This is a genomic window from Streptococcus anginosus (genome assembly GCF_900636475.1).
GTDB lineage: Bacteria > Bacillota > Bacilli > Lactobacillales > Streptococcaceae > Streptococcus > Streptococcus anginosus.
In genome coordinates this window covers 287136-310997 of the sequence record NZ_LR134283.1, presented here as the reverse complement: position 1 = coordinate 310997, position 23862 = coordinate 287136, and the positions used below count along the sequence as shown (strand labels likewise).

Here is a 23862-nt window from a genome sequence, read left to right as displayed (position 1 = left end):
GTTCTGTGTTAGTTTTTATTAAATTGTTAGTTATGCGAACTGTGGTTTGCTTTAATCTTTACTAAAAACAAGAATCTTCTGCGTGATCTTCCTCGCAATCGGAAGCCAGTCGATTAGCTTTAATGTAGGCATAAGAACACGCATACCACGTAATATGTTGTCATCTTTAATCTTATGAAACCCCTGAGCAATATTCTTTATATCATCAAAGCTGTCTGCACCGAAAACGAATCTGGCTCCGGTTTGCTGAATGGATTTTTCAACCCCTTCTCGTTTTACCCACATCTTTGCAATACATTCCATTATGACCGTAGCGGTGTCAAAGTTTTTATGAATGATAGAAAGTATCTTGGCATTTTCTTCAGCAGTGAGATACATGGACAGTCCTTCTATAATAAAAAGTACATTCTCTCTGTTTTTTACTTCCTTGAACCAATTTGGATCTAAAGCAGACGCACTGATAGATGAAACTCTCCCGCTTTCTAAAAAAATCTGATCTCTGAGATTTATAACATCAGGCAGATCCAGATTATACCAAGTGATAGTACCATTATCCACACGATAAAATCTTGTGTCCAGTCCACAGGCAATGTTCACTATTGTAGCAGTCGGGTTTCGCCCAATAAATTCTTTGACCAGTTCGTCAAAGACGAGTGTGCGTGCGATTACACCACTACTCATGGTACGATCTTTTGCTGCAGTTGAAAAGTCATAATCAATCTTATTTACAAGTTCTACTGCTTTTGCATCATAGAATTTATGCTTCTTTCTCTGTGAATACTCTGCACGTGCATAAAAACTTTGAAGCATAGTTTCTGCAGTGCCGTTCAAAACAGGTTTTATTTTCTCTTGCATTTCTATTTTCCCCAAATGTAAACGCCTCCTTCAAATTTTATTTTTTGTCTTCACTAGTTAATATTATATACTTTTTTCACTTAGTTTTATAGGTCTAACTCATTCCGCTTTACCTGTGATAGTTGTTTTTCTTGTACCTGTAACTGCTCTATACAGTTCTTAACTTTTTCAGCTTGTTCAACTTCTTCTCGTATTTCTAATATTTGATTGTATAGGCTCTTTTTCTCTTTCTTCAAAGTGATAAGTTCTGATTTCCATTTACTGATTGTTAAGGTCTTGTTTTCTCCTAAATGCTCTTTCAGATATTTCTTAGCACTCTCAAACAAAATAAGCTCTGCGACATGTTCGTTGTAAAAATCTTCCTGTTTGCTTTTCTTCAATTTTGTATAGGCTTTGTAGATGTCTTTATGCTTCAAATACTTCTCTGCTTGTTCGATAAGTTTGGTGTTATCATCCACTTTCTTTTCAACATCTTTTAAGGCTCTTGTAGTCTTGTAGTTCTTATCCCTTAAAGCAAGTATATTTCCTTTTAACTCCGATAATGAAGTGATGTTTTTCTCTTTAAGTAGCTGATAACTCTCAATATATTTTTCTAAGTCTGCATTATAGTTATCTGCATTGTTACGGATAAGATTTTCAAAAACAGATAATAGGTTTTCTTTTGGTGGGAAGGTAGATTTTATGTTTTCCGTTTCTGCTTTTTCTTCTTTTCCAATTCCCCTTATCCAATTTAATAAGGCTTTTATTCTTCTTGAGATTTCTCTTAATATTTTGTTCTGATATCTGATTTCCCGATTGATATTTCCTCTGTCTGTAACAATACCTTTCTTCTCCATTTGAGTTGCTGATACTCCTAAATGAATGGTCGGTATTTGCTCTATGCCCTGTCTTTGATAGGAACGATGGTCTACTTTTTCCTGTATGCTGTTTCCTTCAAGATATTTGTTTGTAATACCTGCCCATGCTTTCCTCCACTGCTCAGCCTTTTCTTGCTCGTTCCAGTCCGTTGTATTTATCTTTCTTGTTTTGTAATTGCCGTTTTTAAGTTTTACTTTTTCTCCGTTTTCATCAAGGATATATTCCTTTTTTGATTTTGCTCCCCATGTTGTATCTTCATTTAACGGTCGCATTGTTAGTAGGATATGTGCGTGTGGGTTTCCATCATTTTTATCGTGTAAGGCAATGTCGGCACACATACCAACATTTACAAAATTATCTTTTACATACTCCCTAACAAGTTCAATCTGTTTTTCTCGATTTAGTTCTTTAGGTAAAGCAATTTCGATTTCTCTTGCAAGCTGTGAGTTTTTACTCTTTTCTATTTTCTCTACGCTATTCCATAATGTTCCCCTGTCTAAAAATGCCTGTGGTGCATTTTGTGGCAATAGGATTTCTGTATGGGCTATTCCTCCTTTTCTTGTAAAGTCATGGACTATGCCGTCATACTCGTTTTTTATCTTTTCGCCACTTCGATAGGCGGAAGCTGCTACTACACTTTTGCCTTTACCTCTTGAGATAATCTTTATGCAAAGATGATATATCGCCATAGTCAAAAACCTCCTTTCCATTTTTCGATATGGTTATAGTGGCGATAGATAAGACTTTCTAAAAAAATCGGATAACTTTTTATCCGATTTCTTTTGGGAAGTACACAAGGGGTAGGAAATTTATTTCCGTAGGGGAGTGTAGCTCCCCTGTATCAGCTTTAGCTGATATGCTCTCTGCAAGAGCCTTCGGAGAACGCACACACCCTTTAGGGTGTATAAGTGCGCCCTTGTAAACAAGGGACTATTCCTCTGTGTTCATTTCTTCCTCTTGATTTTCTATGTTTTCTTCTTCCGTTTGTTCTCTTTTCTCTATGATTTTTCTGATTTTTTGATTGACTGCTTCTTTGATATTTGGAAATGTAATGAGCTGATAAAATTCATCTTTGGTTAAGTTCTTGCTTTCGGTAAAGATACTTTCAAATACTGCTCCTTTTTCATAAAGCCGTCTATCTCTCTTTTTTCTCTCTTCCTGTTTCTGCTGACTAATGAGCTTTTTTCTTTTGTTTTGTAACTGCTTGATTTCTTCTTCTGCCATTAAAATTTTTTCATCTATATTTTTCATTTTCTTTGTCCTTTCTTTTTAATTATGAGCAACAAAAAAGAGATAACATTTCTGCTATCTCAACAATAAACTTCTGTCTGTACTACATAAAAATATGCTTTTAGGTTTTATATGTTTTGTAAATTAAATATCCATTTAAGCCATGAATAAACTGAACTGGAACGTCTAACTATCTGCCCCTCATTACACACATTATTTTCTCTCATAATATTTTGAATTTCTTCTTTTGTAGGTAACTCTCCACTATTATAAACTTTTATAAATAGCCTATTAAATATTTCATGTTCTAAAATCAAACTGACCAATTTTAATTGGCGTTCTTTATATCTAAGTTTTACTGTATCTTTTCCTAATTTGGATAATGAAACTTTTTTTACTATCTTTTCTTCGTCTTCAACATCTTTCTTTTCAAACAATCCAAGATACTTACCAGCATTGTAATAATAATCTGACTGTCTTAAATCAAATTCCATAGTTTCAGCAATTTCTTCTGTGGTTTTATTTTCTTCAAATAAAATCTCCATTAGTGATATAATTCTTTCAAAAGAATTAGCCTGTATAAAAGGAATATTAGTATTATTTTGATTATCATCATAAATAACTTTTACATCCGAATACACATCATAAAGTTCATTTAAAGCAATGTCTGTATCTTGTAAAGAATAATTTTTAGATTTAACTAATCTTATTGATGAATAGTTGTCTTTATCTTCAAACACATATTCAAATAGTCTATATATCTGATTTGAATAAATAGAAAAAACGAGTCTAATAGGCTTGACAACTTTACTTGCCCACAATCTATACGGATAATAAAGCTGTCTGATGTGAAAATCCGGATGAACAACATTTTTTGCTTCTAAAATAACAACGGAATTATTATTTTCCATTCCTCCATCAATTTCACATTGTGCATTTTTTACGTCAACTTTAAAAGGACTCCCTCTATGTCTATCTACACGAAAACTGAAAATTCCTGTTCCCATTCTTCCATTAAATGTGGCAACATTATCATCTTCATCTAAAAAATCATCTAATATTTTTGAAAGCATTAAAACATTAATCGCATTCGCCTCCGATGATATATTACCAATATCAATAGTTTCATATTCTGGAATTTCAACTTTTTGCATTTCTGTTATATGTTCCCCTAATTCAGGAATTGGTTCATACAACTTAAAATCACTTAAAACATATCCGTTTCTACTAATTGGCAAAATATTAATATTGTGCTTTTTGAAAATACTGGGCAAATTTTCAGAACTGTCCCACTTCGCCATTAATCGTGGTTCCTTAAATTCTTTTATTTGATTGGCAGTAATGAAAAACGCACCCTCGCTCTGAATTTTATTGAGAATATCATATTTTTCAAAAAGTTTACTCCAAGCTTCATTCACATTCATTTTAATCATAATTCCTTACTAATACTTCATTTATTTCTCCACGTTTATTACCATTACTATTTATTGAACGCTTTGCTTTTACAGTAATAATTTCATAATCTTTATACAATTCTCTAATGAAAGGGTGATCTGAATTTGATAATAAAAATTTTACTCCTTTAGAGTTTAATTTATCGCACTCTTCTTTAAGTTCAATTTGTTGTTTCGTATCAAATCCATTTTCTGTATAACCTGTAAAAGAAGATGAGGATGAAATCGGCATGTATGGTGGATCAAAATATACAAATGCACCTTTCCTTAAATTTTTTAAGGAGTTTTTATAATCTCCATTCATTATCTTTATATTGTTTTCATTAAAATACTTCGACATAGCTAATACAACGGGCATATTAACTATATTAGGATTTTTGTATTTACCATAAGGAGAATTAAATTGACCTGCTTGATTTACTCTAAATAAACCATTGTAACACGTTTTGTTCAAATAAATAATTCTTGCAGCTTTCTCAATGTCATTTATTTCCCCATATTTTTCATTTCTGTCTAATGCCCTAACTTCATAAAAATATTCCTCTGAATTAAGTCGCTCATGATTTTCTAAAGCTAAAATTAATTCATTAGGTTTCTCTTTAATTACTTTATAAATATTTATAAGCTCACTATTAAAATCATTTATAATTGCCTTTTTAGGCTGAATATCAAATATGACCGCTCCTCCACCTACAAAAGGCTCAACATAAGTAGAAAATGTCTTTGGAATAAGCGGAACTATATCACTCAATAATTGTCTTTTGCCACCAACCCACTTTACTACAGGAGAAAGAACAATATTCTTTTTTCTTGAATTTTTAGTCATAGTCCTATCCTCCTTATCTTTTATCACTTGCACAGAACTGAAATACATCATTGGGGGTACATTCTAAAGCTTCGCATATACGGCTAATATTCGCCATTGAAACATATTTATTGTTACCCATATTAGCAACACAATTCTCTGAAATGTTTGCTATCTCAATCAAGTCTTTTTTCTTCATTTTTTTATCTTCTAAAATCTTCCAAAGCGGTTGATAAGATACATTCATTTTATACCTCCAAATATAATTTATTATAACAAAAAACTTGCAAAATCGCAAGTTTTAAGTATATCTCAAATGATTACTTCCATAAAAATTATATACATTATTCTTCACTCTGTGGTACTTGACAGTTGCCTATAAAGTTAAAATACACATCGACTTGTTGTTTTCTGTATTTGCCTTTTCTTCCTCCTGTAGATTCATGGACTACAACTTTTTCAATGTATTCATTTATCATAGGTACTGTAAGTTTTTCAATATTGGTATATTTTTCTATCATTTTTAGGAATTTATCGGTGTCAACTTTTCTTTGATGATAGCTTTCAATTTCTTGTTCAAAATACTGTATTTGTTTTTCTAAGTCTTGTTGCTCTGTATCATAGGTATTAAATAATCTATCAAAGTGTTTTACAGGAATTTTCCCAAGTGCGTGGTCTTCATATAGCTTTGTAATGAGGGTGGTTAGTTCTGCGTTTCTTGATGACAACTTTTCTAATTTCGTTGTATCTTCTTGATACTTTTCTTCTCTTTTTTCATCGGATAACTTGTTCATCACTTTTAGAAATTCTTGCTTTTCTTCTTTTGCAAAGTTGGTTATCTCTTTGATTGATTTTAGGAGAATCTCATTGACTGTTTTTACTTTGATATAGTGCATACTGCAAGTGCCTTTTCTGTGTCTGTAATGTTGGCATACAAAACAATAATCACAATCGTATTTCTTTTCTTTATGTTCTGCCGGCTCTCGATAGCTTAGCTTTCCTCCACAATCGGAACAGATTAAAAGCCCTGTAAATGGGTGTGAGGTTGTACCATACTTTGGACTTCTTCTTACTGTTTTTCTTAATCGTTGAGCGTTGTTCCATGTTTCTTCGTCAATGATGGCTTCGTGGGTATTTTTGAAGATAATGAGTTCATCTTCTTTTGCCTTTCTTCGCTTCTTAGTCTTATAATCAAGGCATATTGTTTTACCAAGTACAGTGTGTCCCATATATTCTCTTTTTTCTAAAATATAACCTACTGTGGTCGGTGTCCAAAAATATGGATCGTCTATTCCTCTTTTCTTGGAGCTATGATTATTTTCGGGGTAATGTATTTGGGCATAGGCTGATGGGATAAGGACTTTATCTTTGGTTAGTATATCTGCTATCTGTGTTACTCCATATCCCTCTATTACAAGCCTATAAATGCGTTTTACGACCTTTGCACTCTCTTTATCAACAAGTAGCTCCTGTTTGTTCTTAGGATTTCTATAATAGCCGTATGGAACGCTTGGTGATACTCTTTTACCCTCTTCCATTCTTGCTCTAAAGATGGATTGTATTTTTCTTGAGGTATCTCTTGCATACCATTCATTCATAATATTTAGAAATGGGGTAAAGTCGCTTTCTGCTTGTTTTTCGCTATCTATTCCGTTATTGATGGCGATAAACCTTACTCCCTTTTCTTTGAAAAGTATTTCGGTGTAAAAGCCTACTTTAAGGTAATCTCTGCCAAACCTACTCATATCTTTTACTATCACAGTAGATACTTTGTTTTCTTCTACTGCTTTTATCATTTTCTGAAATCCCTCTCTATCAAAGGTTGTTCCGCTTACTCCATCATCGGTATAGTGATAGATATTTACAAAGCCGTTTCTTTTCGCATAACTTTCAAGTAGTTGCTTTTGATTAGTGATGGAATTGCTTTCTCCCTGCATTTCATCATCTCGACTTAAACGCTCATAAAGGGCTGTTTGTCCTGTTCTTTTTGTATTTGACATGAGAATTACCTCCTTTCCAAGTTTTTTATTTTCTCTGTCCCTAAGAGGTTAATCCTTTAGGATCTGTAACACAATATGATGAGTGCATTTGCATTAGGTTCGGTTTGACATAAAATCTCGTCTTTCCGGATCCTGAACCACCTATAACAAGTACATTTTTATTTCTTGCATACTTGGGATTAGCTGGTCTGCCATTCATGGTTAATCGCTCAGTTTGAGTAAGCAAGATATTGTTTTGGAATTTTTCATCCACATACGGCTCTATATCTTTTTTAGTTCCCCAGGAAGCGTTTTGTCAAATACCTTTTTATATATATGGATGCTTTTTCTATAAGGCTTTTTTCTTTTGGGCAGAGAAAAACAGTAAACCTTTTTTGATTTACTGTTCATGTGTTAGTTTTTATTAAATTGTTAGTTTATCAAGCTGAAAATATCCTACTTGCAATACTCTTTTATTTTATGAGCATATTCAGTCAAAAGATTCTTTGAATAAATTTTTTCATTTCTTGAATTTCTTACTTCTTTCCAAAGAATGGAAGCTACTTTTAATTTATTTGAATAGTTGCAACTATTTTCATCTGCACAGAAATCCTTTAAAAATTGATTCCATTGACAAACCGAATTATCATACTTGGCATAATCCGATTTTCCATAATAAACTTTCAGCATATCTTGAATTGTAAAACTCAAATCATTTTCTCTTTTTATTTTTCTCCAAGCAGTAGCCATATCAGCAGTAAATTTAAATGGTGAAACATCTGTTAAAATTGAAAAATATTCTCTAAATTGTGTGTTAAAGGAGAACCCACATTCAAGTAATGGCGTATCTAAGGTAATAGTTTCTACTTGTTTCTTTTCATTTTTTATTGATGATTTTTTAATCAAATTGCCCTTAAAGTACTGCTCAATAATATAATTGAGTTCTTGTTTTATACCTCTATATTCTAATCCTAATGACTTGCATATCTGTGAAAGTTCTTCACGATACCAATAGTATTTACTAAATTCATCAAACGATGTAATTTTATCAAACTCAGGTCTACTTTCTATCAATATTTTATCTCCTCAAAACCAATTTGCTTTTTCATCTCTAAATAAGGGTGTTTCACTCTCTTTATAAGGATTGTAGTTATTGCAATTACAGCCAAACTCTTTTAATGCTTTTATCTTATTATCGACTGTCCAAACAATCAAAGAAATACCGTCAAATTCTTCAACTTTCCCCTCATTCATTTTATTTTTGAAGTGCCATTCTACAATAGTTTGATTATCCTTATGAAAAAATTGCTTTATATCCCACGCAAGCACTATTCCTCTTGTATTCCACTCGTTAAACCAGTGCTTTACTGTTTGACGGTTTTCATACTTAGGACACCAACTCTCAATATAAATTACATCATCAGAAAAAATTTCATCTATCCCTAAGTCTTGTTGTGTAAGCCACATGTCAAACCATAAACGAATGATTTTCTCTCTTTCATTCATAAATTTAAGCTCCTCCAAAATCAAATAACTATTTATAATTATACCATTTTTCCGATTGATTTTATAGGTCTAACTCATTCCTCTTTACCTGTGATAGTTGCCTTTTTTGTTCCTGTAACTGCTCTATACAGGTCTTAACTTTTTCTGCTTGTTCTACTTCTTCTCTTATCTCTAATATTTGATTGTAAAGGCTCTTTTTCTCTTTCTTCAAAGTGCTAACTTCTGTTTTCCATTTACTGATGGCTAAGGTTTTACTTTCTCCTAAATGGTCTTTCAAATATTTCTTAGTACTTTCAAATAAAATAAGCTCAGCCGTATGCTCGTTATAAAAATCTTCCTGTTTACTTTTCTTTAATTTTGCATAGACTTTGTAGGTGTCTTTATTCTTCAAATATTTTTCTGATTGGTCTATGAGTTGTATTCTATCATCAATCTTTTTCTCGGTATCTTTTAAGGCTCTTGTGGTCTTGTAGTTCTTATCTCGTAAATCGGTGATGCTCTCTTTTAATTGATTGATACTTGTAATGTTTTTTTCTTTGAGTAATTGATAACTCTCAATATATTTCTCTAAGTCTGTATTAATCTTATCTGTATTTTTACGGATAAGATTTTCAAAGATTGATTGCAAATTTTCTTTGAGTGGGAGGGTGGACTTTATATTTTCGTTTTCTACTTTTTCTTCTTTTCCTATTCCTCTTATCCAATTTAACAAGGCTTTTATTCTTCTTGAAATTTCTCTTAAAATCGCATTTTGTTGTTTTATTTCTCTATTTATATTTCCTCTATCTGTGACTATGCCTTTCTTCTCCATTTGGGTTGCTGATACTCCTAAATGAATAGTCGGTATTTGCTCTATGCCTTGTCTTTGATAAGAACGATGATCTACTTTGTCCTGTATGCTGTTTTCTTCAAGATATTTGTTTGTAATGTCTGCCCATGCTTTTCGCCATTCTTCTGCTTTGTCTTGCTCATTCCAATCTGTTGTATTTATCTTTCTTGTTTTGTAATTGCCATTTTTAAGTTTTACCTTTTCTCCGTTTTCATCAAGGATATATTCCTTTTTTGATTTTGCTCCCCATGTTGTATCTTCATTTAGTGGTCGCATGGTTAGTAGGATATGACAATGTGGGTTTCCATCATTTTTATCGTGTAGGGCAATATCGGCACACATACCGACTTTTACAAAATTTTCTTTTACATATTCTCTTACAAGATTTATTTGTTTTTCTCGGTCTAATTCTTTAGGTAGGGCAACTTCAATTTCTCTTGCAAGCTGTGAGTTTTTACTTTTTTCTATTTTCTCAACACTGTTCCACAATGTCCCTCTATCTGAAAATTCCTGTGGTGCATTTTGCGGTAAAAGAATTTCAGTATGGGCTATTCCGCCTTTTCTTGTAAAGTCGTGAACCTCGCCATCATACTCATTTTTTATCTTTTCGCCACTACGATAGGCGGAAGCTGCTACTGCACTTTTGCCTTTGCCTCTTGAAATAATCTTTATGCAAAGATGATATATCGCCATAAGAGAAAACCTCCTTTCCGTTTTTCGATATGGTTATGGTGGCGATAGATAAGACTTCCTAAAAAAATCGGATAGCTTTTTATCCGATTTCTTTTGGGAAGTACACAAGGGGTAGGAAATTTATTTCCGTAGGGGAATGTAGTTCCCCTGTATCAGCGTTAGCTGATATGCCCTCTGCAAGAGCCTTCGGAGAACGCACGCACCCTTTAGGGTGTATAAGTGCGCCCTTGTAAGCAAGGGACTATTCCTCTATCTCCGTTTCTTCATCTTCTTTTTCTGCATTCTCTACTTCTGTTTCTTCTCTGCTTTCTATAATTTTTTGTATTTTGAGATTTGCTTCTTCCTTACGAATTAAAGATGTAATCAACTGATAAAATTCATCTTTGGTTAGATTTTTACTTTCTATAAATATACTTTCAAAGACTGCTCCTTTTTCATATATCCTTTTATCTCTCTTTTTTCTTTCTTCCTGTTTCTGTTGACTGATGAGTTTTTTTCTTTTATTTTGTAACTGCTTGATTTCTTCATCTGCCATTAAGATTTTTTCTTCAATGTTTTTCATTTTCTCGTTTCCTCTCTTTCTATTTTTAGCAAATAAAAAAACAGTAAACCTTTTTTGATTTACTGTTTTTATACTATTTTTTATTTAATTGATATTACTAAAAATAGAAATTTTACGTGCTTGAGTAGATATTATATTTTCAGTCAATGCTTCATTCTTCATAACACAATCAAATATCTAATATCTCAACAATTTCTCCATTGTGCTGTTTCAATTCAATCTTCCGAATTATTTCTTCTCCCAAATATTTAATAAAATCGCTTAATTCTGATGAAACTTCAAATATAATGTTGTGTTTACTATCATTCTCCGGATTAAATGTTGAATTATAATTTCTTTCGCTTGACCAATAATTCCAATTTACATCTGTTCTTTCGTAATAAACATAATTCTGTTTTTTTGTAACATATATTCTTTTGTTAATCAATACCTTTTCATCTTCAGATTTAAAAATATCAGAATATAATTTTAAGCCCTCAAATTGCTTATATTCTTTAATTTTATTATTTGAAACATTAAGCTTTATTTCTTTATAATCCATAATCTTTCCTCCTTAAACTTGTTGCCTATACAGAAAAATATTATACCGCTTTGATTTACCGTTCATTTTTTCTTTTTAGTGCCGGTAATTCTTTATACATAGAATTGAATAACCCTGTTAAATATTCTTTGTTGTCAACATCATCTACCAATAGCATTTCCTTTGCTCCATCATACGGTAACTCATACTTTGCATTTGGCATATATGCTATTGCAGATTTAACAGGCTTCACTAAAAACCTATCATCATAAATTCCACCAACAATTTTTCCGCGATAATAAACAATATATTCGCCCATCATTAATCTATATGTTATTTCTTCCAACTCGGATAGTTGTTCTAAAATGAAATCTAAATATTTTTACTTGAAGCCATTTTTCTATCTCCCTTAATTACTAAAATTTCAATAGTCCATTTTCATCAAACTTGAAATTTGGACCCCATGCAACTTCCCAATAATATCCATCTAAATCCGAAAAATATGCGTGATATCCACCCCAAAAAGTATCTTGCGGTTCTTTTACAATGGTTCCACCAATATTGCGTACTAAGTCAATTACACTATTAACATCTTCTTTATGTTCAACATTGTAAGCTAATGTAATTCCGAAAAATCCATTTCCTTTTGGCGGATTATTTTCATCAATGTCTTTTGCTAATTGTTCCAAAGGAAATAGTTCGAACTTTGTTCCCGGAGTATCAAAAAAACATACCGCCGGATTATTTTCTTTGCAATCAGTCTTATATCCTAAACCATCTCTATAAAACTTGATTGACTTTTCCATATCTTTAACACCTAAACAAATACAAGTAATTTTGTTCATTGTTACCTCCTTAATTCGTTATTTCTCTCTTAATAGTTATTGATATTATAGCATTTTTTAGGCATTTTTTCTACTGCCAGATTTCCCTACTCACTACTATTTGCCCTTTGAATATATTACTTTGAACAGCTTATCTTGAAATGTCTCTTTACTCTTTTTATCAAAATATATCTCTGTTACAAAGGTCTTTCCATTTATCTTTTTTGTTAGAATACCGTCAGGCTTTGGGTGGAGTGCTTGTTGTTCTGCCTGTATTTCTTTAATATCTGTTTTCTCATTTTCTGCCATTTAGTTCCTCCTTTCGACTTGCACAAAAAAAGATTTCCTGTGATTAGGAAACATCTTTTGTTATTGGTTGATATTTAGTTTTAGGTTGCTCTTTGTAGTTTCTTTTTTGCTCGGTATTCTCTTGCTTTTAATTTCTCGTACTCTCGACACTTTTCAAGGTTTTTGGCTCTGTATTCTTTGTAATATGCCCTACGATATGCTCTGGCTTTTTCTTTCTTTGCTTCTTCTATTTCTTCCCTCATCTGTAGCATTTCCTGTTCTGTCGGCTCTATCTGTTTTGTAAGTTCATTTTTAAATTTTCCGATATAGTTAAAATAAACCTCTATTCGCTGAACAACATATTTTGCTCTTTTTACATCTCTTTCATGCACAACAATTTTACTGATAAACTCATTGATAATAGTTGGGGTAAGTTCTTCAAAGTTTGAATAGCTTTCTGCCAGTCTGATAAATTTCTTTGCCCTTTGGTTTGCATTTTCACATTCGGATAAGCGTTCTTTGATTTCTTCTTTTTCTGCTTTTAAGGTATAGTATTCTTCTGCATACTTTCTTGATAACTGCTCATAGCGTTCTGTATCCATATTTCCAAGTGCATTATCTTCATAGAGCTTATTCATCACTCTTTCTATCTGTTCCATTCGGTCTGTGATTTGGGGCATACGCTTTTGATTTTTCTTGACTTCCTCCGTCTGCTCTTTATACAAACTCTCTTTTACAAGTTTTTCAAACTCTGCTTTATTTTCTAAGGAATATTGTGCTATCTTTCGTAAGACTTCTGCAATATTTTCCATAACTTCATCTACATCAATACGATGTGGCGAGTTACATTTTGGGTGCTTTGCTTTTCCTTTGGCATATTCACTGCAATAGGTTACATGCTGTACTTTTTTGTTTTTGTGTATGGTGCGAATGTGCATTTTTGTTCCGCAATCTTTACAGTACATCAAGCCTGATAGTGCGTGAATTTCTCCGTCTCCGTTTGGTCTTTTTACAGGTGCATTTTTTAACATACGCTCTACATTTTCAAAGGTAGTTCTATCTATTATCGGCTCATGGACATTTTCTGTTATTTGCCATTTGCTTTTATCTACATAATGGTTTCTCTTATCCCTGTAATGCTTTTCGGTCTTAAAATTGACTACATCGCCACAATACTCTTGTCTTTTCAGTATGCGTGTTATGGTTGCTTTGTTCCAGTTATATCTGTTTTCTTCGTTGAGGGGTTTGCTTTTGGCTGTTCCTCTGTCTTGCTGTTTCATATAAAAGGTTGGGGTTAGTATTTCTTTTTCTTTCAGATAAACGGCTATCTGATTTCTATTTTTCCCCTCCATAAATAACCTAAAAATGAGTTTTACAACTTCGGCAGCTTCTTTATCGGCTATCCAATAATCTTTGTTCTCAGGGTCTTTTATATAGCCGTATGGGGCTTCTGTTGCGACAGGCTTTCCATCTGCTCCTTTGGTCTTAATTCCTGTCTTTACTTTCTTGCTGATGTCTCTTGCATACCACTCTGACATGATGTTGATAAAGGGAGCAAATTCCAATGTGTTTTGGTCAATGCTGTCTATTCCGTTATTGATAGCGATAAAGCGTACATTGTTTCTTCTAAATATCTCCATCGCATTTCCTACTTGGAGATAATCTCTTCCCCATCTTGTCATATCTTTCATGATGACAATTCCGATTTTGCCTTGCTCTACATCGCTTATCATCTGTGTATAGGCTGAACGGTCAAAGAACCTACCGCTTTCGTCATCGTCGATATAGTGGCGAATGTTTATCAGCTTTTTTTCTCTTGCATACCTTTCTAAAAAGGCTTTTTGATTTACAATACTATTACTCTCGCCACCGTCTCTATCTTCATCGCCAACTGAAAGGCGGGAGTATAGTGCTGTGATTTTATTGTGATATTCTATCATAGCATTATCCTCCTTTTCTCGTGTCTATATACCACTCCTGTTCAGTTAATATTATGCAACCCATCTTGCTGATCCATACTCTTTTCCCTGTCTAAACTTTTTAGCATTTTTGCCTTTAGTATAGACAATGAATTTGATTAAAGCAGCCACTCCTATGCCCATTAAAATATCCGCCAGATGAATACTTGGGAAAAAGCTCATGGTATTAAGCTCTAATATACCTTGAAATATTTTATCTATCACATCTCCTCCAACATAGCTTCTTACATGATGTGAAAAGATATTACCTGCATAGAAAAATGCAAGATAGGGAATATTTTGTTTTACAAACTTCGCCTTATCCTGCACCTTAAATAAGCCTTTGATGTCCTTTAATATCTTGTCTATCATAGGCTCTGCTCCTTTTGTTTATTCTTGACTTTATCCTTAGAAACAGAGTTCTTTGCCATCTCTTTGAATTTTTCAATATTCTTATGAATGGACTCCTTTCTTTCCGTTTTCTTTTCTGATTCTGAAAGGGCGTGCTTAAATGCTTTATCCATAACCTTCATATCTTTAGCTTGAAAGAATACTGAGTATTTCCCACTTTCCTTATCTTTCATGACTGAAAACTTAACGCCGTATCGGTTCAGTTCTTTTTTCAGTTCTTTAAGCTCTGCTTCTTCAACAGGAATTTCTTCAAGCTGACCTTTCTTTACCATATCTTTGAGCTTTACTTCACTACCTTCAGCCTTAACTAATTTTCCTAAGCCTCCATATTGTTTTGATCGTTGATGTAATTTATTGATATTATTTAATATCTCCTGATATGTTACTTTTAAAACATTTATTTCGATATTTACTACTCTATTTGCAATTTCCTCATTTATCATCAAATTCCTCCTTCCCTCATATCATAACTAACAAGTGCAGTATAATAGGCATCCATATTACTTGGTGCATTATATGCTGCTGTTAAAATAAATGCTCTAACATTTCTTATTTTGGCTTCATTCCCTGATAACGCATTTACAAGATACTCCATATGTGATGAATCTAAACTCCTAAACCTCTCTTGAACTACATATGCAGGTAACTTTGTTTGATTGATAGTAACCGTATCATCTGCATTTAATATCATTACATCAGCTAAAACTCTAATAATTTCATCATATGTTCGGGCAATAATCTTATTTCCCAATTCCATATGTTCATTATATCCTGTACTTTCTCTAAGTTCTTCTAAACAGGATTGATATGATTTTATTTTTTTATTACCTCCCTCCAATCCGCCCATCGTATATAAGCCTTTATCTTCATGGATGGATAGGTGGGAGGAATTCCCTGAAGAAATATCTGAAGTATTATTTGATGAATTCTTTGTAGTAATCTCTGGTAATGGTTCATGCAAGCTGCCATAATGCACTGGTATATTTTCATCAAATGCATCGGTGCAATATGCGTCATTGCATTGGTGTATTTTGCACTCTTCCATTGGTGCATTTTGCCCTAATGCATTATGCATAGTATTTCGGCTTTCTGTCTCTAAAATACTTCTTTCATGTTCCAACTTTTTCTTATTCAGTTCAAGATATAATTCTTCTAATTTTTCATCATTTATCGTATACCATTTTGTTTTATCTCTTGGATCCTTATTATAGTTTCCAACCAAAAGGTAGCCTGCCTTTTCAAGTTTGGCAAAAGTTCGTTTTACTGTATCAACACTCATATAGTCGAAGTCTTTTTCTTGCCATGCCCTTATAGAATTGTATGTCCAATATTTCTCGTCATGATAGTTTTTACCAGACTTCTTATTTATCTCAATCCAATAATTTATTTGTTGCAATACTAAGGCTTCATTTAACCCTAATGCTCTTGCCAATGCTTTATTTGCAATAATAGGCTGCTCGTCAAATAAATACATACTCACATCATCCCCTCCTTTCTTTTCAATTTTTGACATGCAAAAAGACGATAGTATTTTCTCTATCGCCTCATTAGTTTCTTTATATTTCTTTCAATTTATCCCTTGCAAATTCAATATATGCTATAACCCATAATGCAATTTTAGGTAATCCATAGGGACTTATCAAAAATGCTATTATCAGTGCTTGAATAAAAGTAGTTGTGTCTTTTTGTACAAGTGCTGCAATCGAACCTAATACCACTAAGAATGATAATATTCCTAAAATCATTCCACTGACACTGATTATGAATTTTAGAAAAGAAATTAGTATTGATAGAAGTAATATTATTGGAAACAAAATTATTTTTAATGTCCACCTCATATAATACCCCTCCCTTCTCTTAAATCATTTTAAAATGTCTTAACGCATCCATGATAGCTTCTTCTTTCTTAGGTGTGCATTGTGGGACAACTTGTTTTTCTTTTTTTGACTTATTATAATTTTCTCTCAACTCTATTCCACATTTCTTTTTAATCTGGGCAATATAGAGTGTCGAAACCTTTAAATCAAACTTTTCCAATATATATTCCTTAATCTGAGCATAAGTAGCTTTGCTCTCCGCACTTGTCAAATCAAGTTCATCCAGCTCTACTTCAACACTTATATGCTTATCGACATTAAGTTTGGACAATAATGCTACCGTCTCCACATGATGCGTCATTGGAAATAAATCCACTGGCTGAACTTTTGTGAGTTTATAGCCTAGTTCTTGATAGAGCTTGATGTCACGTGCCATGGTGGCGGCATTGCAGGAAATATAGACGATTTTCTTTGGATTCATACTGACGCTTGATTTGATAAAACTTTCAGTCAAGCCTTTACGTGGTGGGTCGACCATGATGATACTAGGTTTTATACCTTGGTTCAGCCATTTTTTGATAGCATTTTCTGCTGAATCACAAATATAATGGGCATTGCTAATACCGTTTAGCTCAGCATTCTTTTTGCTATTTTCAACTGCTTGGGGGATGACCTCCACGCCATAGACTTCTTTGACATGTTTCGCAACTGACAATCCAATGGTGCCAATCCCCGAATAGGCATCCACTACAATATCCTCTGTACTCAACTCAGCGAAATCAATCGCCATTTGATACAGTTTCTCTGCCATCTCTGTATTGACTTGGTAAAATGCTGGGGCAGCAATTTGAAAGTCATTATCCAGCATGCGGTCAGTAATATAATCTTGTCCATACAGTACACGAAATTCCTTCCCCAAAATCGCATTACCTGGCTGGTTGTTAATATTTTGCGTGACAGACTTAATAGCCGAAAATTGCGCGACTAATCGCTCAATTAACTGATTTATACGGAAAATTTTGGGACGAGTTGTCACTAAAATAACCATGATTTCACCAGAGTAATGTCCACGACGAACCACAATATTACGAATCAGACCAGATTGCTCTTTCTCATCGTAAGGTTTCAGGTCAAAACGACGCAGCAAATCCCGCACTGCCAAAACGACTTGGTCAATAACTGGATCCTGAATATAAAAATCCTCAATTGGCATTAAATCATGCGAATTTTTTCGGAAAAATCCCGTTTCTAGCTGTCCATTGACACGGCGAACAGGAACCTGCGCTTTGTTTCGATAATGTAGTGGGTGCTCCATACCAAGAGTTGGTGCCACTTCGATATCTGCAATTCCAGCAATCTTGTAAAGACTATCTCTAACTTTCTTGGTTTTAAATTTCAATTGCTCACTATATTTTAGATGCCCAAGGTCAGCAATACCTGTCCTCAGATAAGCCACATCAACATCTTCGTTTCGATAAAGGGATTTCGTCAGATAGGCTTCTACCTTGCCAAAACCAATTTTTTTATTGACTTTCAGTATGCGCATACGGATACGTTCCGTAGGCAGAGCATTCTCCACAAAGAAAACCAGTCCCTCTGCTTTAGCTACTCCTGCACCGTCATGGCTCAAATCCACAATTTCTACTTCTATCACATCATTCTTTTTTAACATATATTTCTCTTTCTATCAGCTCTGCCATTTCCCAAAAAAAGAAAGCGACAGAATCATCACTTTCTATTCTATCATTTATCTGAGTCCAAGTTGTGCCAATTTTTCTTTATAGGCTTCAAAATCAACTAGTAAGCCTTGACCGCCATACATATCATAGGCATCTATCCAATCTCCATTCTCAGGAATGGTCACCTTTTCAACACCATTACGAGCGTTGGTGAGAGAAGACAAGCCGTGCGTTAGTAAAAAGCTATATGGAATGTTGGTCGAGGTTAAAGCAAATACTTTGCCAAGCGCTTCAGAGCCTGTAAAGAGCTTCGTTGGGTCTTTGACTTGCTGAATAATCGCGCTCATCACCTCTTGCTGGCGACGTGTTCGGCCGAAATCTCCCTCGTCATCTTTACGGAAACGCGCGTAATTCAAAAGCGTGCGACCGTCCATTCGTTGTTTGCCAACCTTAATCGTCTGCTCTGGAACAACTCCGTCTTTCATATTGAGGTCATCCGGCACCTGTACTTCACTCACTTTTTCGCCATTGATGGTAGCGAAATTCGCATTCATTTCAACACCATTTGGAAAAAGGGTATCAATAGCTGTCGCAAAGGTCGAAAAATCAACCAAAGCATAATATTTAATGTCAATATCAAAATTGTCTTTCAGCACTTGACGTACTAATTCAGCGCCTTGATTGTTATTCTGCTCCCCAATGGCATATGCTACATTTAGCTTTTGATCATAACCTGATCCTTGACTCACTCCATCAATGTGAACGAGCGTATCTCTCATGAAACTGACGAGTTTCATTTTTTTATTTTTTCCACCAACATTTAAGACCATGATTGAATCGGTCCGCGTTTCAGAAGAAGATTGACCAATTCGTCCATCTGTACCCAAAATAAGTATATTCACACCGTCTTTGGTATCTTTCCCATTAAAGACTTCTGTTTGGGCAGCTTTGGCATTTGGGTTGTTTTTTGAAGTGTTCAAGCCTTTTATAAACATGAACAACATGCCCCCTACAATGAGAACCAAAATTAAAGCAAGCCAAGCTAGAATCCGCTTCACACGTATTTTTCTATGCCGCTTTTCCTTTTTAGGCTTGGGTGTATTTTCTACAACACTTTCAGCCGCATTAGTTGGTATACGCTCTGATTTAAATCGTTTATTACGGCGACTTCTCTCTGGATATTGAGGGAGTCCCTGCTCGGTGTAACCAAAATTCTCAGGCACTTGTTGGTCAGAAAAGGTAGCTCTTGCTTCACGAGCTGACTCTACCCTTTGGTCTCCTTCTTGCTTGCTAAGAAGATATTGATATTCTTTTTTCTCGCGTTCATTTAAATAATGGATATTTTTGTAAAGATAGTCCAGTCTCAACTGCTCATGGTGGCTGAGATTATCTGATTTTTTATCCATGATTGCTCCAATCTACTGTTCTGAAATAGTATAAACGGTGTAATTTCCTAAAATTTTATAAGTAATGCCAATTGCTTCTAGCTCTCTCATCGCAAATGACACTAAATCCTCTTTTTCATTATTGATGTCCACAATGAAAAAATATTCTCCCAAAGCGGTCTTCAACGGGCGGCTTTCAATTTTTGTCAAATCAATTCCCCGCCAAGCAAAAGTTGCAAGAGCTTTATATAAAGCACCGGGTAAATTGTCTGGCAAAGTCAAAGCAAGCGTGAGTTTCTTTTCCTTAGGATATAATGGCAAAGTCGGAATCGACTGTCCCAGCAACCAAAAACGGGTGAAATTCTCAGCCATTTCTTGAATATTCTCTGCAATAATCTGCAGACCGTATTCACTAGCTGCACTCCTTGGCGCAATAGCTGCATAATTTTCTTCTGGATGCTGAGCCACAAAACGAGCCGCATAAGCTGTGCTAGCTGTTATTTCGATTTTAGCTTGTAGATAATGCTGGCGAACATATTTTTTCCCCTGCGCAATTGCCTGCGGATGAGAAAAGATTTTTTCTATTGGCTTATCAGCTGCCGTTGCCAATAATTGTTGCTTGATTGGCTGGACGATTTCTGCCACAGCATGAATGGCTGCCTGATGAAAAAGGTAGTCCAATGTTTCATGAACGCTTCCTTCAATTGAATTTTCAACTGGCACTACAGAATAATCCACTTCTCCTGTCTCGTAGGCTTTTACAACTTCCGTGATATTTTCAAAAGCCACTAACGTATCTGCTGGAAAAGCTTCTTGTGCCACATGATGAGAAAAAGACCCTTTCGGACCTAAAAATCCAATTTTCATTGCAACACCTCCACGATTTGTTTAGGCGTCAGAGTAGTCACATCAATAACTTTTGTAGCCACTTCTTCATACCAAGTCTGACGTTGCTCGAAAAGATTTTTCAAATCAGCTTTGCTATTGTTCAAATAAAGCGGGCGCTGGTGTTCTTGATCTTCTTCAAGACGCTGGTAAAGCGTTTCAAAATCTGTTTTTAAATAAATATTTTCAGCGTTCTGCTTTAACAACTCGCGATTTTGAGCATTGCTGATGATGCCACCACCAGTTGAGATGACTTGTTCTGACTGTAGCAATTCTTTTAATAATTCACTTTCTTTTTGCCGAAAAGCTGCTTCGCCATACTGCTCAAAATATTCTTTAATCGGCATTTCCAGTCTCTCTGACAAAAGCTCATCCATATCGATAAAATTTTCATCTAGCAAGCTAGCAACCGTTGTTTTCCCAGTCCCCATGAAACCAATCAAAATCTTAGCCATGAAGTAAGTCCTCCAAATCATCAAAGAAATTTGGATAGCTCGTATTGATAGCTTCGGCGCGCTCCAACTCGACTTGACCGTCCTTTACCAAAAGAGCTGCAATAGCCGTCATCATGCCAATTCGGTGGTCGCCAAATGTATGAACTTTAGCACCGTGAAGAGATGTTTTCCCTTTGATAATCATGCCGTCTTCTGTCGGAGTAATATCAGCCCCCATGCTATTTAGTGCATCTGCCACAACTTGGATACGGTCTGTTTCTTTTACCTTTAATTCTTCCGCATCACGAATCACCGTTTGCCCCTTAGCTTGAGTGGCCAGAAGTGCAATGATTGGCAATTCATCAATTAAACGCGGGATAATTTCTCCGCCAATTTCTGTGCCGACTAATTCAGATGTCTCTACCATTATGGTGGCGGACTTAGCAACTCTGTCTATATTGGACAAGTTTATATTCCCCCCCATAGCCTTGACAACATCCAAAATGCCAGTTCGTGTTTCATTGATACCAACATTTCCCAAAATAATCTTAGAATTGGGAATGATAAGTCCTGCTACTATCCAGAAAGCCGCACTAGAAATATCTCCTGGCACCAGCACATTCTGTCCAGTAAACTCTTGTCCGCCTTGAACGCGGATTTCCTTTCCATTGACAGAAATCTGACCGCCAAATTGTTTAATCATGTCTTCTGTATGATTGCGGGTCATTTCTTTTTCAACAATGACTGACTCGCCTTGAGCTTGTAAAGCCGCAAATATCAAAGCAGACTTAACCTGAGCAGACGCCACAGGCAAGGTATAATGAATGGGCTGTAAGTTCTTATTCCCATGAATAGTGAGCGGTGGCAAATCACGCTTGGTTCGCCCGGCGATTTGCACCCCCATTTGACGAAGAGGAATCGTTATGCGATCCATAGGACGTTTAGATAAACTATCATCACCAAACATTTCTGCCACAAAATCCTGCACAGCTAATACACCTGAAATCAAGCGAATAGAGGTTCCAGAATTTCCCATATTCAGTTTGTTTGTTGGCGCTTGAAGACCAGCAAAGCCCACTCCATGAATCGTTACTACATTGCCGTCATCTTCAATTTGAACACCTAAATCACGAAAAACTTGCATAGTAGATAAAACATCTTCACCACGCAAAATATCGTGAACCGTTGTCACTCCCTTGGCCAAACTACCAAACATAATCGATCGATGACTAATAGACTTATCACCCGGCACACGAATGCACCCAGCTAACCCCTTTGCATTTGTTCGTAACTGCATAGAAAACCTCATACCTGATTCTTTTTACATATTGTACCATAAAAAGAGAAGGGAAACAAAAGAGAGCGGGGAAAAAGCTTCATTTCGTTGAATTCAACTTTTCCTCACCCTCTTAAAATTATAAACTTTCTGCAAATTTTTGCTTGATGAATTGTGCAGAATACGCTAATTTTTCTTCCTCTTTTTCCGTTAAACTAAGTTTGACTTGCTCAACAATTCCCTCACGTCCTACAATCGCTGGATAACTCAGGTAGGTGTCTAATGGCTGATAATAATTTGACACCGGCAATTCTTCATGTGAATCTGATACAAGAGCTACTGCTAAACGGATAGCTGCGCTCGCAATGCCATAAGATGTGTACTTTTTGCCATAAAAGACGGTATGCCCTCCTTTAAGGGCTTCTAGAGCAATCTCATCCAACTTCTCGACTGAAGCAAATGTAGAAATCGGTTGCCCTTTTATCCGTACTTGGCTCCAAGCTGTAAATTGAGAATTTCCATGTTCTCCAAGATTGTAGCCATAAACGCTTCGAGGGTCAACACCAAAGCGAACACCGACTGCACGTTTCATGCGAGCTGTGTCCAATAGCGTTCCCGTTCCAATAACACGCTCTTTAGGCAGACCAGTATAGTGTTGATAAAGACTAGTAATGACATCTACTGGATTACTAATAACAATGATAATCCCTGTAAATCCAACTTTTTTCAATTGTTCAGCGACAAAAGGAACTTCCTTGGATGTAAAGGGTAATTCCGCAAATCGATCGGCGTTGGGGTTATCTTGTAATTTGATATTGCCCAGTGCTGACACCACCACATCCGCATCTGCCAATGCCTGATAATCATTAACAATAATATTTGCGTGATGATTCAAATTTGCTGCAGCGTCCTGAAAGTCAAGTGCATCTGCTTTGACTTTCGCTTCATTTTTATCAATCAACACATAATCATCAAAAGCACCTTGCGCAATCAGACCATGCGCGACTGCGGCACCAACATTTCCCATACCAATAATCGCAATTTTACGTGACATAAAGCACCTCCACAAAATACACCGTTCAGCTTCATCATTAAACTGAAAATCTGTCTAGTTGATACATTTCATTATACTCAGAAATTAGTAAAAAACAAGTATTTAGTAGAAATATTCAGAAAATTCTCGCTAATTTGTTGAATCCTTTCTTCTCCTATGGATTTCATGCACATAAAAAGCTGACCAAAATCTTGAATCAGCTTGAATCATAACCTTATTTCAACAATTCTTGAACCGGATCAAAAATGATACGTTCAATATCAGCCAAGTAAATAGACAATTGTTGTTGTTTATTGAAAAATTCAGTCAGGGCAGGATTGCCTTGAATCTTATCCCCAAACGACTTCATCTTGTCTTGCACTTCTTGCGTTGGCATTTGACCTGATTGCGCCATGCCTTGCAGTTCTTGCTGGAAAGCTAGATAGTCTTTTAAAAGACTCTTTGCTTCACTATCAGCATCCACTGCTTTTTTACTTTCGACAACGGCTTTGTACTCAGGAAGGTCACGCAGAGTACGGCTTAATTCATTCGCTAAATCATAAATATTTGACATAGTCTTC

General features: G+C 35.0%; 25 protein-coding genes and 3 pseudogenes. All 28 read right to left on the bottom strand.

Going from position 1 to position 23862, the window contains the following annotated elements; translation table 11 throughout:
* Window positions 1-51: 51 nt before the first annotated feature.
* Window positions 52-870, bottom strand: coding sequence for a class I SAM-dependent methyltransferase (locus tag EL079_RS01560; protein WP_003031946.1), 819 nt, complete (start codon window positions 868-870; stop codon window positions 52-54).
* 71 nt (window positions 871-941) lie between these two features.
* A complete protein-coding gene (mobQ, locus tag EL079_RS01555) occupies window positions 942-2402 on the bottom strand; it encodes a MobQ family relaxase (RefSeq protein ID WP_003031942.1) in 1461 nt (486 codons plus the stop codon).
* A gap of 241 nt (window positions 2403-2643) precedes the next feature.
* Window positions 2644-2964: a DUF3847 domain-containing protein gene (locus EL079_RS01550; RefSeq protein ID WP_018543542.1), complete on the bottom strand. Its 321-nt coding sequence runs from the start codon at window positions 2962-2964 to the stop codon at window positions 2644-2646.
* Window positions 2965-3071: 107 nt separating this feature from the next.
* Window positions 3072-4376 (bottom strand): type II restriction enzyme, encoded by a 1305-nt coding sequence (locus tag EL079_RS01545; protein WP_018543543.1) that lies wholly within the window; start codon window positions 4374-4376, stop codon window positions 3072-3074.
* A complete protein-coding gene (locus EL079_RS01540; RefSeq protein WP_009525604.1) occupies window positions 4369-5223 on the bottom strand; it encodes a DNA adenine methylase in 855 nt (284 codons plus the stop codon). Before EL079_RS01540 ends, EL079_RS01545 begins: the two co-directional genes overlap by 8 nt.
* Before the next feature lie 13 nt (window positions 5224-5236).
* Complete coding sequence (locus EL079_RS01535) at window positions 5237-5449, bottom strand: helix-turn-helix domain-containing protein (RefSeq protein WP_002694906.1); 213 nt, start codon at window positions 5447-5449, stop codon at window positions 5237-5239.
* Window positions 5450-5546: 97 nt separating this feature from the next.
* Window positions 5547-7202, bottom strand: coding sequence for a recombinase family protein (locus EL079_RS01530; protein WP_003030832.1), 1656 nt, complete (start codon window positions 7200-7202; stop codon window positions 5547-5549).
* 52 nt (window positions 7203-7254) lie between these two features.
* Window positions 7255-7494, bottom strand: a pseudogene (locus EL079_RS01525) (type IV secretory system conjugative DNA transfer family protein); the annotation flags it as partial.
* 143 nt (window positions 7495-7637) lie between these two features.
* Window positions 7638-8255 carry an SAP domain-containing protein gene (locus EL079_RS01520; protein WP_003030821.1) on the bottom strand — a complete coding sequence of 206 codons (618 nt, stop codon included), beginning with the start codon at window positions 8253-8255 and terminating at the stop codon, window positions 7638-7640.
* A gap of 12 nt (window positions 8256-8267) precedes the next feature.
* Window positions 8268-8687, bottom strand: a complete 420-nt coding sequence (locus EL079_RS01515; RefSeq protein WP_003030827.1) for a nuclear transport factor 2 family protein — start codon at window positions 8685-8687, stop codon at window positions 8268-8270.
* A gap of 61 nt (window positions 8688-8748) precedes the next feature.
* A complete protein-coding gene (mobQ, locus tag EL079_RS01510) occupies window positions 8749-10209 on the bottom strand; it encodes a MobQ family relaxase (protein ID WP_018543544.1) in 1461 nt (486 codons plus the stop codon).
* 241 nt (window positions 10210-10450) lie between these two features.
* Window positions 10451-10771, bottom strand: a complete 321-nt coding sequence (locus EL079_RS01505; RefSeq protein WP_018543545.1) for a DUF3847 domain-containing protein — start codon at window positions 10769-10771, stop codon at window positions 10451-10453.
* Between the two features lie 169 nt (window positions 10772-10940).
* Window positions 10941-11312 (bottom strand): EXLDI protein, encoded by a 372-nt coding sequence (locus tag EL079_RS01500; protein WP_003030991.1) that lies wholly within the window; start codon window positions 11310-11312, stop codon window positions 10941-10943.
* A 55-nt stretch (window positions 11313-11367) separates the two neighbouring features.
* A pseudogene (locus EL079_RS01495) lies at window positions 11368-11687 on the bottom strand (TfoX/Sxy family protein).
* A gap of 20 nt (window positions 11688-11707) precedes the next feature.
* A complete protein-coding gene (locus EL079_RS01490) occupies window positions 11708-12136 on the bottom strand; it encodes a VOC family protein (RefSeq protein ID WP_003031522.1) in 429 nt (142 codons plus the stop codon).
* A gap of 96 nt (window positions 12137-12232) precedes the next feature.
* Complete coding sequence (locus tag EL079_RS01485) at window positions 12233-12424, bottom strand: transposon-encoded TnpW family protein (RefSeq protein WP_003031519.1); 192 nt, start codon at window positions 12422-12424, stop codon at window positions 12233-12235.
* Window positions 12425-12504: 80 nt separating this feature from the next.
* Window positions 12505-14343, bottom strand: coding sequence for a recombinase family protein (locus EL079_RS01480; RefSeq protein ID WP_003031536.1), 1839 nt, complete (start codon window positions 14341-14343; stop codon window positions 12505-12507).
* 60 nt (window positions 14344-14403) lie between these two features.
* Window positions 14404-14733 (bottom strand): annotated as a pseudogene (locus EL079_RS01475) (VirD4-like conjugal transfer protein, CD1115 family); the annotation flags it as partial.
* Window positions 14730-15215: a PcfB family protein gene (locus tag EL079_RS01470; RefSeq protein ID WP_003031533.1), complete on the bottom strand. Its 486-nt coding sequence runs from the start codon at window positions 15213-15215 to the stop codon at window positions 14730-14732. The gene EL079_RS01470 and the pseudogene EL079_RS01475, both read right to left, overlap by 4 nt.
* Entirely contained in the window at window positions 15215-16252 is a 1038-nt protein-coding gene (locus tag EL079_RS01465; RefSeq protein ID WP_026248175.1) for a DUF6017 domain-containing protein, read from the bottom strand. The genes EL079_RS01470 and EL079_RS01465 overlap by 1 nt, the downstream gene beginning before the upstream one ends.
* A 76-nt stretch (window positions 16253-16328) precedes the next feature.
* Entirely contained in the window at window positions 16329-16610 is a 282-nt protein-coding gene (locus EL079_RS01460) for a CD1845 family protein (RefSeq protein WP_018543548.1), read from the bottom strand.
* Between the two features lie 19 nt (window positions 16611-16629).
* Window positions 16630-18261: a 23S rRNA (uracil(1939)-C(5))-methyltransferase RlmD gene (gene rlmD / locus EL079_RS01455; RefSeq protein WP_003031535.1), complete on the bottom strand. Its 1632-nt coding sequence runs from the start codon at window positions 18259-18261 to the stop codon at window positions 16630-16632.
* Between the two features lie 75 nt (window positions 18262-18336).
* Window positions 18337-19674, bottom strand: a complete 1338-nt coding sequence (locus tag EL079_RS01450) for an LCP family protein (RefSeq protein WP_003031537.1) — start codon at window positions 19672-19674, stop codon at window positions 18337-18339.
* Between the two features lie 12 nt (window positions 19675-19686).
* Entirely contained in the window at window positions 19687-20520 is an 834-nt protein-coding gene (gene pheA, locus EL079_RS01445) for a prephenate dehydratase (RefSeq protein WP_018543549.1), read from the bottom strand.
* On the bottom strand, window positions 20517-20993 hold the full coding sequence (locus EL079_RS01440; RefSeq protein ID WP_003030969.1) for a shikimate kinase: 477 nt from the start codon (window positions 20991-20993) through the stop codon (window positions 20517-20519). The genes pheA and EL079_RS01440 overlap by 4 nt, the downstream gene beginning before the upstream one ends.
* Window positions 20986-22269: a 3-phosphoshikimate 1-carboxyvinyltransferase gene (gene aroA, locus EL079_RS01435; RefSeq protein WP_003030968.1), complete on the bottom strand. Its 1284-nt coding sequence runs from the start codon at window positions 22267-22269 to the stop codon at window positions 20986-20988. Before aroA ends, EL079_RS01440 begins: the two co-directional genes overlap by 8 nt.
* 118 nt (window positions 22270-22387) lie before the next feature.
* Window positions 22388-23302: an L-lactate dehydrogenase gene (locus EL079_RS01430; protein WP_003030966.1), complete on the bottom strand. Its 915-nt coding sequence runs from the start codon at window positions 23300-23302 to the stop codon at window positions 22388-22390.
* Window positions 23303-23516: 214 nt separating this feature from the next.
* The gene (locus EL079_RS01425; protein WP_003023972.1) at window positions 23517-23855 is read right to left on the bottom strand and encodes a YlbF/YmcA family competence regulator; all 339 of its coding nucleotides are present in this window, start codon (window positions 23853-23855) and stop codon (window positions 23517-23519) included.
* Window positions 23856-23862: the final 7 nt, after the last annotated feature.

Bases quoted from the DNA above. Each gene is read 5' to 3' on its own strand.
- EL079_RS01485 (WP_003031519.1), bottom strand. From the start codon at position 12,424: ATGGCAGAAAATGAGAAAACAGATATTAAAGAAATACAGGCAGAACAA.
- EL079_RS01490 (WP_003031522.1), bottom strand. From the start codon at position 12,136: ATGAACAAAATTACTTGTATTTGTTTAGGTGTTAAAGATATGGAAAAG.
- EL079_RS01540 (WP_009525604.1), bottom strand. From the start codon at position 5,223: ATGACTAAAAATTCAAGAAAAAAGAATATTGTTCTTTCTCCTGTAGTA.
- EL079_RS01430 (WP_003030966.1), bottom strand. From the start codon at position 23,302: ATGTCACGTAAAATTGCGATTATTGGTATGGGAAATGTTGGTGCCGCA.
- EL079_RS01550 (WP_018543542.1), bottom strand. From the start codon at position 2,964: ATGAAAAATATAGATGAAAAAATTTTAATGGCAGAAGAAGAAATCAAG.
- EL079_RS01425 (WP_003023972.1), bottom strand. From the start codon at position 23,855: ATGTCAAATATTTATGATTTAGCGAATGAATTAAGCCGTACTCTGCGT.
- EL079_RS01515 (WP_003030827.1), bottom strand. From the start codon at position 8,687: ATGAATGAAAGAGAGAAAATCATTCGTTTATGGTTTGACATGTGGCTT.
- pheA (WP_018543549.1), bottom strand. From the start codon at position 20,520: ATGAAAATTGGATTTTTAGGTCCGAAAGGGTCTTTTTCTCATCATGTG.
- EL079_RS01470 (WP_003031533.1), bottom strand. From the start codon at position 15,215: ATGATAAATGAGGAAATTGCAAATAGAGTAGTAAATATCGAAATAAAT.
- EL079_RS01535 (WP_002694906.1), bottom strand. From the start codon at position 5,449: ATGAATGTATCTTATCAACCGCTTTGGAAGATTTTAGAAGATAAAAAA.
- mobQ (WP_003031942.1), bottom strand. From the start codon at position 2,402: ATGGCGATATATCATCTTTGCATAAAGATTATCTCAAGAGGTAAAGGC.
- EL079_RS01460 (WP_018543548.1), bottom strand. From the start codon at position 16,610: ATGAGGTGGACATTAAAAATAATTTTGTTTCCAATAATATTACTTCTA.
- aroA (WP_003030968.1), bottom strand. From the start codon at position 22,269: ATGCAGTTACGAACAAATGCAAAGGGGTTAGCTGGGTGCATTCGTGTG.
- EL079_RS01450 (WP_003031537.1), bottom strand. From the start codon at position 19,674: ATGGATAAAAAATCAGATAATCTCAGCCACCATGAGCAGTTGAGACTG.
- EL079_RS01530 (WP_003030832.1), bottom strand. From the start codon at position 7,202: ATGTCAAATACAAAAAGAACAGGACAAACAGCCCTTTATGAGCGTTTA.
- EL079_RS01480 (WP_003031536.1), bottom strand. From the start codon at position 14,343: ATGATAGAATATCACAATAAAATCACAGCACTATACTCCCGCCTTTCA.
- EL079_RS01505 (WP_018543545.1), bottom strand. From the start codon at position 10,771: ATGAAAAACATTGAAGAAAAAATCTTAATGGCAGATGAAGAAATCAAG.
- EL079_RS01545 (WP_018543543.1), bottom strand. From the start codon at position 4,376: ATGATTAAAATGAATGTGAATGAAGCTTGGAGTAAACTTTTTGAAAAA.
- rlmD (WP_003031535.1), bottom strand. From the start codon at position 18,261: ATGTTAAAAAAGAATGATGTGATAGAAGTAGAAATTGTGGATTTGAGC.
- EL079_RS01440 (WP_003030969.1), bottom strand. From the start codon at position 20,993: ATGGCTAAGATTTTGATTGGTTTCATGGGGACTGGGAAAACAACGGTT.
- mobQ (WP_018543544.1), bottom strand. From the start codon at position 10,209: ATGGCGATATATCATCTTTGCATAAAGATTATTTCAAGAGGCAAAGGC.
- EL079_RS01500 (WP_003030991.1), bottom strand. From the start codon at position 11,312: ATGGATTATAAAGAAATAAAGCTTAATGTTTCAAATAATAAAATTAAA.